Annotated in this window: 13 protein-coding genes; 2 read left to right on the forward strand and 11 right to left on the reverse strand. The window is 31.7% G+C overall.

What is annotated here, in order from left to right; all coding sequences use genetic code 11:
* Nucleotides 1–40: 40 nt before the first annotated feature.
* A complete protein-coding gene (locus FN795_RS00805) occupies nt 41–2,173 on the forward strand; it encodes an LTA synthase family protein (protein ID WP_142448824.1) in 2,133 nt (710 codons plus the stop codon).
* A gap of 130 nt (nt 2,174–2,303) precedes the next feature.
* Here the strand turns inward: FN795_RS00805 and FN795_RS00810 are convergent, their stop codons facing one another.
* Nucleotides 2,304–3,302: a zinc dependent phospholipase C family protein gene (locus tag FN795_RS00810; protein WP_142448825.1), complete on the reverse strand. Its 999-nt coding sequence runs from the start codon at nt 3,300–3,302 to the stop codon at nt 2,304–2,306.
* A 175-nt stretch (nt 3,303–3,477) separates the two neighbouring features.
* Between FN795_RS00810 and FN795_RS00815 the strand changes: the two genes are divergently transcribed.
* Nucleotides 3,478–4,431, forward strand: a complete 954-nt coding sequence (locus tag FN795_RS00815; protein ID WP_142448826.1) for a hypothetical protein — start codon at nt 3,478–3,480, stop codon at nt 4,429–4,431.
* Between the two features lie 4 nt (nt 4,432–4,435).
* On the opposite strand, the gene FN795_RS00820 is transcribed toward FN795_RS00815, so the two are convergent.
* The 10 genes from FN795_RS00820 to FN795_RS00860 all read right to left on the reverse strand — a co-directional run bounded on the left by FN795_RS00820 (nt 4,436) and on the right by FN795_RS00860 (nt 15,668).
* Complete coding sequence (locus FN795_RS00820; RefSeq protein WP_142448827.1) at nt 4,436–5,401, reverse strand: YeiH family protein; 966 nt, start codon at nt 5,399–5,401, stop codon at nt 4,436–4,438.
* Between the two features lie 75 nt (nt 5,402–5,476).
* Nucleotides 5,477–6,373 carry a LysR family transcriptional regulator gene (locus tag FN795_RS00825; protein ID WP_142448828.1) on the reverse strand — a complete coding sequence of 299 codons (897 nt, stop codon included), beginning with the start codon at nt 6,371–6,373 and terminating at the stop codon, nt 5,477–5,479.
* A gap of 69 nt (nt 6,374–6,442) precedes the next feature.
* The gene (locus FN795_RS00830) at nt 6,443–7,189 is read right to left on the reverse strand and encodes a M15 family metallopeptidase (RefSeq protein WP_142448829.1); all 747 of its coding nucleotides are present in this window, start codon (nt 7,187–7,189) and stop codon (nt 6,443–6,445) included.
* Complete coding sequence (locus FN795_RS00835; RefSeq protein ID WP_142448830.1) at nt 7,190–8,023, reverse strand: DUF4846 domain-containing protein; 834 nt, start codon at nt 8,021–8,023, stop codon at nt 7,190–7,192.
* A 66-nt stretch (nt 8,024–8,089) separates the two neighbouring features.
* On the reverse strand, nt 8,090–10,117 hold the full coding sequence (locus FN795_RS00840) for a hypothetical protein (protein WP_142448831.1): 2,028 nt from the start codon (nt 10,115–10,117) through the stop codon (nt 8,090–8,092).
* 98 nt (nt 10,118–10,215) lie between these two features.
* Nucleotides 10,216–10,962: a 3-oxoacyl-[acyl-carrier-protein] reductase gene (gene fabG / locus FN795_RS00845; RefSeq protein WP_142448832.1), complete on the reverse strand. Its 747-nt coding sequence runs from the start codon at nt 10,960–10,962 to the stop codon at nt 10,216–10,218.
* A gap of 184 nt (nt 10,963–11,146) precedes the next feature.
* On the reverse strand, nt 11,147–11,302 hold the full coding sequence (locus tag FN795_RS21370; protein ID WP_154275386.1) for a hypothetical protein: 156 nt from the start codon (nt 11,300–11,302) through the stop codon (nt 11,147–11,149).
* 642 nt (nt 11,303–11,944) lie between these two features.
* On the reverse strand, nt 11,945–13,288 hold the full coding sequence (locus FN795_RS00850; RefSeq protein ID WP_142448833.1) for a DUF4302 domain-containing protein: 1,344 nt from the start codon (nt 13,286–13,288) through the stop codon (nt 11,945–11,947).
* Nucleotides 13,289–13,300: 12 nt separating this feature from the next.
* Nucleotides 13,301–14,161 carry a zinc-binding metallopeptidase gene (locus tag FN795_RS00855; RefSeq protein WP_142448834.1) on the reverse strand — a complete coding sequence of 287 codons (861 nt, stop codon included), beginning with the start codon at nt 14,159–14,161 and terminating at the stop codon, nt 13,301–13,303.
* A gap of 19 nt (nt 14,162–14,180) precedes the next feature.
* On the reverse strand, nt 14,181–15,668 hold the full coding sequence (locus FN795_RS00860; protein WP_142448835.1) for a RagB/SusD family nutrient uptake outer membrane protein: 1,488 nt from the start codon (nt 15,666–15,668) through the stop codon (nt 14,181–14,183).
* Nucleotides 15,669–15,676 lie beyond the last annotated feature (8 nt).

Here is a 15,676-nt window from a genome sequence, read left to right on the forward strand (position 1 = left end):
ATTCATTAATGCAAATTAATTTTGCATAAAATATAATACCATGATTTACAAAAAGCTTTCACCTTTTTACAATCTCGCAATTTTCTATTTTCTCATTAGTTTTCTATTGCGAATTGTTCTCTTTTTTCACCCTATAACGCAAAGTTCTTTTACGGTTTTAGAAAGTTTAAAAATTTTTAGCTTAGGATTAGTTTCTGATCTTTTCGTTTTTGTATTGGCGAGCGGATTTTTATGGCTTTATTTAATTTTTATTTCTAATTTAAAATACAACAAGCCATATGGATATATTATTCTGGGCGGCTTTGTTGCTTTACTTTTATATATCGCTTCTGGAAAAAGTATTTTAGATGAATATGGCGGCGCTTTGCCGAGAATTGTTTTAATATTCGTCGGAATCAAAACATTTCTTTTTTCTTTGTTGCTTTTTCTTCCAAAATGGAGAGATCAAATTAGATACTGGCTTTTTGCTTTTGTAATTTTTCTTTACGTTCTATTGATTCTTCAAAATGGTTTAAGTGAATATTTCTTTTGGAATGAATTTGGTGTAAAATATAATTTTATTGCTGTTAATTATCTGATTTACACGAATGAGGTAATCGGAAATATTATGCAGTCTTACCCGGTAATTCCAATATTTTCTGTACTTTTTATTATTACCGCTGCCATAACTTATTTCATTTTAAAAAGATCTAAAAACTATATTGAAGATATTCCAAACCTGACTGAAAAACTGAAAATTTCAGGAATTTACCTAGTTTTGTTTTTGATTTCTTTATTTGCGGTTCCAACTTTATCAAAAACCGAGAATTCTAAAAATGTTTTTGTTAATGAATTACAATCAAACGGATTGTATAAATTTTATTTAGCATTTCAGAATAACAAATTAGATTATTTCAAATTTTACAAAACGCTGCCAAACAATAAAGCATTTGCTAATCTAAAAGAAAACTTTCCTAGTATTTCTGGTCACAATACCATTCGTGAAATTAATAGTGATTCTCTTGAAAATCATAAAAATGTTGTTCTGATTACAATCGAAAGTTACAGCGCCGATTTCATGAAAGCTTACGGAAACAACCAAAACATAACGCCTTTCTTAGACAGTTTGGCGCAAAAAAGCCTTCAATTCACTAATTTATATGCTGCCGGAAACCGAACTGTTCGTGGACTTGAAGCTGTAACTTTATGTCTTCCTCCAACTGCTGGAGAAAGTGTTGTAAAACGTGAAGACAATAAAAACAAGTTTTCAATCGGATCTGTTTTCAAACAAAAAGGTTATAATGTAAAATTTATGTACGGAGGCGATGCTTTTTTTGACAATATGAAAGATTTCTTTTCAGGAAATGGATATCAAATTGTCGACAAATCAAGTTTTTCACCCGAAGAAATCACATTTTCAAATGTTTGGGGCGTTTGTGATGAAGACATGTACAATAAGGCAATAAAAGTGATGAATGCCGAAGCTAAAGAAAACAAGCCTTTCTTCAATCATATTATGACCGTGAGTAATCATAGGCCTTTTACTTATCCAAATAATAAAATCGACATTCCAGGCGATATTAAATCTCGTGAAGGCGGTGTAAAATATACTGATTATTCGCTTCGAAAATTCTTCGAAATGGCAAGTAAACAACCTTGGTTTAAAAACACTGTTTTTGTTATTGTTGCGGATCACTGCGCTTCAAGTGCTGGAAAAACACAACTTCCGTTGGATAAATACAGAATACCTGCTTTTATTTATACACCAAATGAAAAACCAGCTCAATACAATCAATTAATGTCTCAGATTGATTTGATGCCAACACTTTTCGGTCTGCTTCATTTTGATTATCAAAGTAAGTTTTTCGGTCAGGACGTTTTTAAAGCCGATTACAAGCCAAGAGCTTTTATCGCAACTTATCAGGATTTAGGATTGATAAAAGACAATGTTTTGACTGTTTTATCGCCTAAACAAACAGTAAAACAATATAGTTTAAAATTAAAACCAACCGCTGGAGTTGCTCCTGAATTTCAAATCATGTATGAAGAAACTCCATTGAAAGCAGAAAGAACTGATTTAGTAAATGATGCTATTTCTTTCTATCAATCAGCATCGTATCTTTTAAAAGAAAAACAATATCAGTTTGAAGATTTAAAAACAAAGAATGCTAAGCTATACGCAAAACTTCGTTAGAGAATAAAAGATAGAAACAAGAAGGAAGACAAAAAATAAAAGCCTCAAATTCATTTGAATTTGAGGCTTTTATTTTTAAGTTTCATATTAGTCTGAAACCTGTAACTTGAAACTTGAAACAAAAAATTAATTAATCGTTTTGATTCTTCATCCCGAATAAATCTCCTTTTTGATACAGTTTTAAATCATCCTGCAAAGATTGGTAATTTCTTTGTGTAACCGCTGGCGAATCTAAACCACTTAAATCTGGTTTTCCTGCATTTACCCATGCCGTATACCAAAAACTTGCTGTTGCAGCAATAGCTTTTTTCATTTGGCTTTCTACCATTCCGTTCAAATCTTTATGCAATTTTTCAGCATATTCATCAGCAAAAACAGCAGTATTATATTTCGTTTTTAATATTTTTCCTTCTGCATCTTTTTTAAACACAGCATCTTCCGGAGTTGATGTTCTTAACTTTTTGTCAATATCTAATAACGGCTTCACTAAACTGTGAGTATCATTAATCATTGACCAAATTGCTTTATGAACATCTCCATAATATTGTGCTTCAGGAACATTCAATTTATAGTTTTTTGCAAATAATTCAGGTAATCTGCTTTCCCATAATGAATGAATTCCTTTTTGATCGCTTAATTGTCCGTCATGATTTGCAGATGTATGCAAAGGCATATGTGCATCTCCAATATAATGACCTAAATCTGCAGCAAGAAACAAAATCTCAGCTCTGTTTTTATCTTTAAAAGCTTTAGTAAGCTTTGCCATCATATCTTCAATATACCAAGGCAAAATTCCGTTATCATTCAAGAATTTAGCATCATATTTTTTCTTAGCTTCTTCCATTGTTTGCGGAATACTATCCACAACTCCGAAATTTTCCATGTCAAAATAATGTCTTGGATTTTCGTCTTTATAATTTAAGGCATACTTACGAATGTCTGGAACCGAAGCTTCCTGAGTAATAAAATCAATGTGATTGTAAAAGAATACTTGTAATTGTTTTGGTAAAGCCATTACAGCAGCTTTATTAATTCTTTCATGGCCTACAATTCCCCATGACAGAGTAAAAAAACCAATAATTAAGGCAAAAAAAGCAATTAACTTTGGTCTCATCTTGAAGTTTTTCATTTGTTTTTGTTATTTGAGGGTTCAAATTTAGCTTATTTTAAAGATAATTCAAAAGAGAACCATTTAAGATTCTCTTATTTTAACTTTTTTTAGTTTTTAAATACTATAACTACAATAAGTTCACATCTTCAACCATTTTTTCTTTGTATGTTTGTTATAGTTCAAAACCCTTTTTATGCGTCTTATTCATACAAGTCTTCTATTTATTGTTTTTAATCTTTTCAGTTTTTCCCAAACGCCAGAAGTTCAACTAAAAAATGTCAACGACACTATATTAAATACTTCCCGATCACTTAAAATAGCTGATCCTTTTGATGGTATAAAAACCATGCAAAAATTATTTCCGGGAAAATTATATCATTTAGCAAATAAAAACACTTTTATAAGCTGGACTTGTAAAAACTGTAAACCAGCTTCCTTTATCGATGTTAATGGTGTTGAAGGCGACCAATTATTTCCTTATTCTGAAGGGGTTGCAACAAGACTTCTATCCAATATTGATTACTCTGATTCGAAAGGAAATCAGTTTAAAATTATCACTTTCAATCATTCTGTTTATGACGAAGACGGTTTACAGACTGGACGATTTTCCGGAGGATTATTAGGGATTGCAAAATTTGCAAAAAACGGAACATTATGGGAAATGAAATCCTTTCAACCTAGTGTTGCCGCTTTTGGGGCTTTTGCTCAATGTCCAACTCCAAAACTTTTGCAAATTGGCGAAGATCAATATGCTTTTACACTTTTGCATGTAAATGGAGGTGCGGGCGGACCTTTTGAAGGTTATTTGTATTTAGTAGCTGGTTTTGGAGGTAAATATCAGCCTATTTTGGAGGTTCCAGAATATCAACTCACTAATGTTGCAAGCACAAAATGGACAAGTTCTTATGCAATTGCTCCCGATTCAAATAAAAAATATTTCAAAGATATTATTATTAAAACAAGCGGCTCATTTGACAAAGTCGCTCAAGCTGACGACGAATTTGAAGTTAATCTTCCTGCCGAAATAAGTGCAATGGCTAAAACTAAAAAGCAATTTAATTTTGATATTGAAAGACGGTTTTCGTTTAATGGAAAACGTTATAATTTGATTGGAAAACCAATTGTGAAATTCTCAAACATTAAATAGCATATTATTTGAGAAAAATAATTGCAATTAATGCCAGTATTGCAATAAAAATCCAAAGAAAAACACCTTGAAGCAAAGGCTTCACTCCTACTGTTTTTAAAGTGCTAAAATTTAAAGTCGTGCCTATAAGAAACAAAGTTATTGTCAATCCTATTTTGGCAATATTCACAATATGTGGCGCAAAATGAGAAATATTTGGAACGCAAGAATTCAACAACATTGCCAAAATAAACAATCCGATGAAATATGGAATTTTTATTCTTGAATTTTTATTCTTGAAAATCGCAGCAGTTATGAGAGAAATTGGAATAATCCATAATGCTCTCGCCAATTTAACTGTTGTTGCAATTTGCAAAGCTTCAGCACCATATTTATTAGCTGCACCAACCACAGAACTTGTATCATGAATAGCAATTGCACACCATAATCCAAAATCTTTTTGAGACAAACCTAATTGATGTCCAATAAACGGAAAAACAAATAATGCGATTGAATTCAATATAAAAATGACGCCCAAAGCAATCGAAGTCTGATTTTCATTTGATTTGATTACAGGAGAAATGGCCGCAATGGCACTTCCGCCACAAATTGCTGTTCCGCATGAAATTAAGTGAGATGTTTTTTTCTCCGTTTTCAACCATTTTCCTAAAAGGAATCCGAAGATTAAAGTGCTGAAAATTGAAAACACAGTAAGTATAAAACCTTCTTTTCCTGCTGAAATTGCGCTAGAAGCATTCATTCCGAAACCTAAGCCAACTACAGAAAATTGCAGTAAAAATGTGATTGCTTTTCCATTAAATTCTACAAATGGATTTCCAAAAACATTTACCAAAACAACTCCTAATAACAATGCAATTGGTGGAGAAATAATTGAAAATAAGCACAACAAAACTATTACGGCAAAAAGTACTTGCTGTAAAGATTCGTTGATTTCAAATAATTGCGATGCTGATTGTTGTTTCGTTTTCAAAATGAGATAATTGATATTTTACTCTGCAAAGGTCAGTTCTTTTTATTACAATCGCCAATCGCAAATAACAATCCTCTATAACTTCAAGTTATAATGAGATGAAATATTCTGAATAAACAATTCAGATAAAGGATCTGATTTACCTAATAAAGTAATAATGTAGAAATATCTATCGATGGTCAAATTTTCAACATCCAAAACAATCAATTCTTTGTTTTTCAGCTCATTTCCTACAGCGTGAATGGACATAAAAGCGAAACAATCCGAATTTAAAAGATAAGATTTTATGCTTTCTGTACTTCCTAACTGCATTTCAATCTGCAAATCAGAAAGTTTTAAATTTAAATTTTTCAAAGCATATTCAATAACTTCAAGTGTTCCGGAACCACGTTCTCTAGTTATGAATTTCATTGATCTTAAATCATTTATTGAAATTTCATTCTGTTTTGCAAACGGATTTTTATTGCTGCAAACCAAAACCAATTCATCTTTCAAAAACGGAATATATTTAATCGACTGGTTTTTAGACTGTCCTTCAACAATTCCGATTTCGATTTCTTTGTTGATTAAAGCATTTTCGATTTGTTCTGTATTTCCATTAAGCAAATTGACTTTTATATCTTTTTGTTTCTGATGAAAACGAGCCAAAACTGGAGAAATAACATATTGTGAAATAGTTGTACTTGCTCCTAATCGCAGTAAACCTTGACGTTCACTGATGAATGAACTCATTTCAAAATCTATTTCGCGATAAATTTCAAAGATATCTTTTGTATGTTTAAGCAGAATATGCCCGGCAGGAGTTAATGCAATTTTAGAACCGTTTCGTTCAAACAACTTTGTTTTATAAGCTTCTTCGAGTTCCTGAATATGTTTTGAAACTGCTGGCTGTGTAATATACAACTCAGTAGCCGCTTTAGTAAAATTAAGGCGGAGTGCAACGGTATAAAATACTTTTAGCCTAAAATCCATAATCATAAATTTTTAATTCGTAATCGACTTTACTCCGTAATTTTTTTTGCAATAAAATAATTTTAAAATTTATAACAAAAGTTCAGGTCGATATTCAAAATGCATTGTGTCATAATGTTTCCAATTTCCTCCCCAAATAAAACCATATTTTTCAAAAATTGAAACTAGTTTGAGGGGAATTTGATTTCTATATGAAAGGGTAACTTCTTCATTTTTACAATTACAATCCCATTGCCAATAATTAGAATTTTTGACATTAATATCTATTGTCATTCCATAACTATGCATACTTAAACGATTTGTTCCTGAAATTTTTCTCCAATTAAATGTACCTCCAATATCATTAATGTATTTTTTAAATTCTGGATTATTATCTAATTCTGCTGAGAGTTTTTTCACTATTTTATCAATCCCATTTACGGTTGTCACTTTTATTTTCTGATTGACTAATTTCGGGCACCAAATAATTTCAGTCATTTTTGATTCAACTTCTGATTTTGAATTTCCGTAAATTTTCTTAAAAAAAGCTTCATTTCGAATTCTTCCTGCATCTTCCTTTGGAATTAAATTCTTATCTGCTCTATAATAAACAAACTTAAATTGATCCTCAATATCAGGATTATCTAATAATTCTTGATTCGTTTTATTTTTAAAATCATCATAAATTAAATTTGATTTATCGCTAAAAATAATTTTATTGTCTTTATAACCAACAATTTGATCTGGATATGCTTTAATTAATTTTTGAACATTCAATGGAATTTCTTGCGAAAAAACATTTTGAAATATAAGGACTAAAAAAAAGAATCGTTTCATTTAAAAACGTTTTAATTGTGAGGAACTAAAAGTCCATTCGGGTGTTTTCAGAGAAGTTCCAAAATCGACAGAATACCAAGGACTCAACGAACTATTATTTGGATTTTTCAATATTTGAATTTCCTGCGCAGGCATATAACTTTGTGCTAAAAGCATAATTTTTTGGTTGTATTTTGGATTCACAGCTATGTCAACTACAATGACAGCGTGACCCGGAAAGCCTCCTTTTATAAAAACATCCCCTATTTTTATGTCTGAAGCATTAATTGGTTTCAGTTCTTTTTCTAACGAAGCTGTTCCTGCATACATAAAAACCGTCTCTAAGTATTTCCAATAAGTTTCATAACTGTCAGATGGTTTTACAGTTTTAACCCAACTAGTTTTGTTGCCTTTAACTGCAATTCTGAAACCTGCAGCCCATTTACTAAAATCAGCTCGAAAACCATTTGTAAAATTAAAATGTATTTTATCGTACTGTTTTTGGCTATAAAAATAATCTGCTCGTAAACGCATTACGGCATCAGCACATTGATGCAAATCCTGTTTTCCAATGGGTAAATCCACAACCGCTTCATAAACGTTCCGATTTGGTTTTATAGTTCCATCAAAATACAAAACATTTGAACCCAATGGTTTCAATGGAAGATTTCGCAAAAAATAATCAAACGAAGTTTTAGATTCCTCCTCTCTCACAAATCCCTGAGGCAGTTGGAAACGTTGCTGAATCGTATTTTCCAAAAGATTGCTTTTGTTGGTATTATTTGTCTCTGAAAATGAAAAAAGACAAAAAATTACCATTAAAATTGCTACAATAAAAAAGAATTTAACTTTCATAATTTTAGACTTTTGATTTACAACCACAAGATTACAAAATGCTAGGAGGAATTCGATTATATTCCATCACAACAATCCGTTATATTTTCTAACAAACCATTCTGTTGTTAATAAAGCAGCAATTAAGATTAACAACCAAACCCAGTCTATTATTGGAGTTTTGGTGGTTACATTCTTTTCTATTGATTTATATTCTTTATTTTCTAAAAGTGTATTGATCAAATCGTCAGCTTGATTTTCGAAGAAAGCTTTTCCGTTTGTCTGTAATGCCAATTGTTTTAATTTTAAAACGTCAGGATTTACAAATTGTTTTTCAATATCAAAATCTAAAATCTCAAAATGACTTGAATACGAAGTATTTGAATTTAATTCTTTTACAGTGAAATTGTATTTTCCGGCCGTTAACCCGTCTAAATTTACGGAATAGGAATTATTTCCTTTCAATAAATCGTAGTTTTTGCTTTGCTTCGTTTCTATATTTGTAACCGAAATTGTTAATCTGGCTTTTTCATCAAACTCGTAGTTTTTATTGAAATACTGTGCATTGATTACAAGTTCATCTCCCGAATTGTAAAAACTTTCATGGGTAACAACCAATGATTTTTTTGAAGCTGAAGTCGCTAAAAACTGAATTATTTTATCAATAAAAACATCATATTTTTCAAAAGATTGATTGTCGATATGACTCTGCAAACGCCATTTCCAGCTGTTTTCTCCTAAAAGAAAAGCCGTTCTTTTTCCTTGATTTTCGGCGAAAGCCAATAAAGGCGCATTTGTAGAAACGTTTCTAATTCTTGAAGAAAGCAAAACCGAAACATTTCCATTGGTTGTAATGGTTCCGAATGCATTTTGCAATGGCGGGAAATTTTCAAAACCAATATTATCAATGGCAAACAAATTAAACTGAGATTGGAATTCAGATAAATAATCTTCGGTTTGTCCGCTCATTTTAAAAATCAGATTATTTTGCTGCTGATTTAAAAAATTGAAATCGGTATTGTTTCCTGTTATTATAAAAGTATTTCTTCCTGCACTTTTATTGTTGTCGAAAACCGCTTTGAATGATGCATTTGGCTGATATAAAACCAAAACAGAAGCTTCTTGTAATTGATTGACATCATTTGGTTTAACCAAAATCACTTTACGCTCTGCATTAACTTCGATTGAACGTTTCAATACCGCTATATCAGGATGATTTATAGCCGAAACAATTGCAATTGTAGATTTTTGATCGATAATTTCAACAGCAAAATTCTTGATATTATTGTAGCTGTTTTTTTCTTTTGTACTTGAAGAAATTGAAGCTCTAAAAATTTGCAATCCTACTTTATTTGCCGGCAAAAGCAAATTCAAAGAAGCTGTTTTTTTAGATGGAGAAAAAGAAACTTTCTCTTTTGCTACAATCGAATTTCCTTGTGAAATTGTAAAATCGGCAGTTGCGGCTTTATCACCAGAATACTGTAGAAAAACTTCAACTGGAAATTTATTTTTATGAAAAGCGTATTTATTTACGTTAAGCTGATTGATTTTTAAATCAAAAAAAGTGGTTGTATCTCCCACAACCAAAGGATAAACTTTATTGACAGGATCAAATCGATAAACATAATCATTTCCTGTAGTTTGATTTCCGTCGCTAATGATAACTGTTGGAAAAGTCAGATTTTTGTTGATGCTTTTTAGATTTTTAGCAACTTCATCAAGATTGGTTTGTTTTCCTTTAAAATCAAATTTATCAGAAGATTTAAAATCGGCATCAAATTGATAAGACTGAATGTCAAATTTCTCTTTAAGAGCTGGATTTGAAATCAGTTTTTGATATAATTCAACTGCTTTTTTATCTGATTTCAAAGCTTCAATCGAACTTGAATTATCAACAGCAATTGCTAATGGCGTTTTGGTGATTTCAAGCGAACTTTTAGAAATTATTGGATTTATCAATAAAACTAATAATGCATAAATTGCCAGAAAACGTAAAAAAGCCAAAAACCAAATCAGATTCGATTTGTTTTTGGCTTTAAAAAAATATTGAAAATACGACAAACCACCAGCAATTATTAAAGAAAGCAATAATAAAAAAATCGTGTTTGTAGTCATATTTATTTATAGATTGGGAAGATTTAACAATTCAAAGATCTTAAGAAAAATCTCAGAATCTTAACAATTTAGTCCCGATAGCTATCGGGATCAGAATCTTAGGTAAGCATTCCTCCGCAAACATTAAGAACTTGTCCTGTAACGTATGCACTCATATCTGAAGCTAAGAAAAGACAAGCATTTGCAACATCTTCAGTAGTTCCTCCACGTTTCAACGGAATTCCCTCTCTCCATCCTTTTACTACATCTTCAGGTAATTTTGCAGTCATCTCAGTTTCGATGAAACCCGGAGCGATTGCATTACAACGAATATTACGAGAACCCAATTCAAGTGCTACAGATTTTGTAAAACCAATTGCACCCGCCTTAGAAGCAGCGTAATTAGTTTGTCCAGCATTTCCAGAAACACCAACAACAGAACTGATATTGATAATAGAACCAGCGCGTTGTTTCAAAAATGTTTTTTGAATTGCTTTTGTCATATTGAAAACTGATTTCAAGTTAACATCAATAACTTGGTCAAAATCAGCTTCAGACATACGCATTAATAAGTTGTCTTTTGTAATTCCGGCGTTGTTGATCAAAATATCTACAGTTCCAAAATCAACCAAAACAGCGTCAACAAAAGCTTGTGCTTCATTAAAATCAGCTGCATTTGATTGATAACCTTTAGCTTTAACTCCTAAACCATTCAATTCAGCCTCAAGAGCTTCTGCAGATGCAGCAGATGAACTATATGTAAATGCTACGTTTGCGCCGTGTTTAGCAAAAACTTCAGCAATTCCTTTTCCGATTCCGCGGCTAGCGCCTGTAATGATTGCTACTTTTCCTTCTAGTAATTTCATATTAAGGTATTCGTTTTTATTTTTTGAAATACAAATATAGATTATTTGGCCGTTTAATAAAATAACAATACTATTATTTATAAGTGAATGAAGTCTAAAAAAAAAACGTTTCATAAATTATGAAACGGTTTAATATTCAGAATTCTTTCCGTAGTCTATAACTATCAATTAAAAAAAAAATGCCTTAAGGCTCGAATGGTTCTAATGGCTCTACAGGTTCATATATCTCAGCACATGGATAATTAGGATACATTGCAGGATTTGCACCTGCAGGAGCCCAATTTTTACATTGAGCCACAGTTTGTCCTCCAAAAATAATTAGTTGTTGATTCCTAGTCAAAACTTCTACTCCATTAAAGTTTAAAATTGTTTTTAACATAATAAAATAAGTACAAAAGTTAAATATCTCAATCATTTTATGTCTGTCGAGTTTCAGACAAAGAACAAAGCCTAAAAGACTAATTATCCAAACTTAAATGTAAGAATAATTTTCTATTATCGGCGAAAAATATTATTTTTCTTCATTTAACAAAAAAAAGCAACTCAAAAAAAGTATGAGCTGCTTTACATTCAAAATAAAAACAAAAATAAAAATTAGATGTGATTTTGTTTTGTTATAAAATACATAATCACTAGTAATACTGCCATAAAAATTATCCTATAAACTGCTGATTGAAAATTTGTTGTATAATTCAGCTTGTCTTCTTTTCTCTGTTTTATCAGATTGATAATCATTACTGGAAGAATAACCAGAATTGATGCATATAAAAAATATCTGGTGTATTGTGGATATGATTCTGAGAATGTTAACAATATCAATCCCCAAAAAAGAAAAATAACATTTATTGGTGTTACAATTTTTTTTATCATATTTCTAGATATTTAATTTATTTAAAAATGATATTCATTCTTTGCAAAAGTGAAAAAAAGCAGCTCACATTCTGAGCTGCTTTTCCTCCAAAATTAAAAACAAAACTAAAAATTAATTAAGCTGCCAAGTAGTCATCCTGAAAGGACTTGACGAACTTGTAAAGGTGTAAACTGTATTTGAATAATATAATTTAAAACTTTCCTTCTTCACATAAAGGCCATTTGGATCCATTAAGTATTTATCGAAACTTGCTAAAAATGCTGGAGTTGCTACCGTAGTATTTCCATTCCAAGATTTATGTTTTAGAATGATTTTTTTACCAACCGGGTCTTCTACAATATCAACGTAGTGTTGCAAAGCAGGTCTTCCATTAAAATAGTAATATATAAAGGTACCTAAGGAATGATTTACATATAATTGTACATAAGCAAGGCTTTGTCCTGCTGGTAATGAAGCATTAATTTTATCTATTTCAGCCAAAAACAATTTTGAATTTGTCGGCGCATCAGCTGTATAATCATCTGGATAATAGCCCCATCTTGCATAAGGTTTTCCTGGAAGAAGTAGTTTATAATCATCGGTTAATACTAATGGCTTATCAGTATATTTTATCACAGCACTTACTCCATTTGTACCTGTTGCTGTAAAACTTCCGTTTGCATCATCATAAACAAAAGACGTTAATTTTTGATCTTTTACAACAACTGCAGGACTTACAATAATTCCTGTTGGAGTATAAGCAATTCCCATGTCATAACTTTGTGAGAATCCTGCTTCAATTGAATTTGCCTCTGCAAAACGAGTAATTTCACTAAAAGTAAAATCAAACTGATGCTTTGTTGTTCCGTCATTTGTTTCTAACAACCTAAATAACGGACGCGCATCAGAACCAATAACATTCTGCTCCATTGCGGTATGTTTTGGAAGATTTGTCCAATCATCGGCAGTTGCTTTTACAAAACGAAGTTCCTGAACAGATCTGTTTGTTTTGAAAATGATTTCGCCATTTTCCTGTCCGTAATACAAAAACTGAAAATCACCCAAATATCCTTTTCCTCTTAATACTTCAATAGGATAACTATCTGAATCAGATAAAAGATGAATTCTGTTTCTAGTTGTAAACGTCAAACTTACTGTGCTCCCTAATTGTACAGCATATTCACTTTTGTATGTTTTAGTATCGCTGTCAAAATCAGATGCCATTTGCACTGTTCCGTCAGCAGCAAATTTGAATAAATGTGTGTAGCCACCTAAAATCGTGTTATCTGTAAAATAAACCGCTTTCCAGCCGTACTCAGAAGTAAGCAAAACATCGCTTAATTCCTTTTTCTGTGCGTTTAATCTTTCTGTTGGGGTCTGTTCAAATTTCTGTTCTGCATCGGTACTGCTACAACCGAAAAACTGCAATGAAATTATTATTAAAACCAGATACTTCAATATGTTTTTTGCTTTCATAATCTTCATTTATTAGTTGTTTATTACAGCGTTAGTGTTTTTTTCAGCTTCATCGCGCAAAGCATAAAAATCCATGTTGTAAGCATCTTTAAAATACTTTACGACAAGTGCTTCTTTTGCTTTAATTTGCGAAACCGCAGTTGGATTTGATATACTTGCTAAAATTGCCGCATATTCTGTTTTCGAATTAATCAACATCATTGAAGCCATTTCTGCAAAATCTTCATTGATATTGCTTCTTGAATAATTGGTTATAAAACCAATTTCTCTTGACTCTTCATCTGTATACAAATGCCAGCTTGCAGTATATCCAGAAGGCGTAATTGCTGCCCAGGATTTCTCATCAAAAGGTTTATTTTGATTCAAGATATGAATGTATTCGTGCTGGATCGTATGAAGGAACTGCTTAATATTATCTCTATCTTTTTTATCTACATAATCGGTTTCAAAAAGTGTAACACGCTGTCCGCCTTCTGCCAAACCAAGCGTTTTTGTACCAACTGTGTTTAAGTTTACACCTCCAACCAAAACAAATTCTCTTGGTGCAATTTTCTTTACAAAGTCCGGACCGCCAATCGTTTTATAACTCTCTAGCCAAATCTTTTGAACTATTTCTAGCGCAGGCTGTACTTTTTCAATCAAAGGAGGAAATAAATACCTGTTATTATCAACCGTATTCTGGTTCCATTTATATTGCACATTAATATTATACGGAGTTAAATAATTAGTTGTAATCCAATTATCTAAAGCTGTTTTTGTAGGCTGAGTAAAATCTAACTGGCTTTCTCCCGGCTGCTCATCGCTGGCACAGGAAACCATTGTTATTATTAATAAAAACAACCCAGCTATTTTATTATATTTTAATAATTTCATGTCTTTTGAATTAAAGTTTTTATCTAGGATTTGACTCAATACCGTTGCTTGAAGCGTGAAGCGGAATCTGAATTGCTCTTCTTTTATCGTCTTTTACAAGCGTGTTTGTCGGTTTATTTATGATTTCATGCTTTACTACGATATTGAATCGTTTTACATCAAAATATCTCATTCCTTCGTGAATAAAATCTCTTCTTCTTGTTTCAGCAATTGCTTTAATATAAGAAGCTTGCACTGGTGTCATAGTGTAAAATGGCGTGTACTCATTATCAATTACCGGATATTTTGCTACTACTTTAGCTTCAGTCAGCTTATCTGTTGTTGCATTGTAACCCGTTGTTCTCGTTGCAAAGAAATATTCTAATTCGGCGTTTGCATCAGCAATTTGGCCTTTCATAACATGTGCTTCGATTCTGTTTAAGAAAAACTCATCATTGCTCAATAGAACTTCTGCTAAATAACCATTTCCAATGTTCGCGGTTACGTTAGTATACTTGAAGTATTCATAAAATTTTGGTACAAAAGCCGTAATAAAACTGTTTCTGGAATAAATTGAATATTGCCAAGCTTTTCCAAAAATATTTGTCGGAGTCCCCATAATTTCATTATATCTTGTTCCAGAAAGGAAAAATCTGCTTCCGCTTGATCCTGAGTAAGAAGCTCTTGCATAATAGGATTCTGGAGAAGCAACTAACAGATTTGTTGGTTCATCACTATCTGCATAACGCATATTTTGAGTCTGAAAATCGTTTAATTTGTAAGAAGCATAATCTCTTAATCTTCCAACTGGCTTAGAACCTAAATCATTAGATAATTCAATTACTCGGTCCCAATTTCCTTTTATCAAATAAAAACGACTTGCAAAAGCTTTTCCAGCCTCTTTATTAAAATGAAATTTAGGTTCAGAATAGTCATTTGTCAAAAGCGGCAAACCTTCTTCGATATCTTTTTGGATGAAATCAAATACTTCAGCCATTGTATTTCTTGTATATTTTGTAATCAAAGTTGTTTCAGGTTTTGTCACGTATGGAATTCCCAAATCTTTCGCGGCAGTTGCCGGATTGTAACGCTGAGACCAGAAAGAAACCAGCATAAAATGAGAATAAGCTCTGGCAAGCAAAGCCTCTCCTTTTTGCGGATTCAGACTTTTTGGACTACCCAATTGTTCAATTGCTTCTAACGCTTTATTAGCATGTGCAATCGCTCTATAACAAGCATCCCAGTATGCAGCCTGGCTATCAGTATCTGTCTCACTTTGAATTTCCCAGTTGTAGTTTTGCTCATTTTTTCTCAATGTGTTAGCTAAACCACTATCAAAAACGTTATCCGTCATTGTTTCTGCAAAATCAAAATAACTGTCCTGTGGATATGCATTAACTAATAATTCAGAGATTTTTTCAGGCGTATCTATTTCGGTTCTATTATCTGGTTTTTCAGAAAGAAAATCATCACAACTAGTAATACTTAGAAGTACTAATAGAAATAAAGTTATTTTTATCTTTTTCATATTTTTAA

Origin of the sequence: Flavobacterium resistens, assembly GCF_900182645.1 — a bacterium.
GTDB lineage: Bacteria > Bacteroidota > Bacteroidia > Flavobacteriales > Flavobacteriaceae > Flavobacterium > Flavobacterium resistens.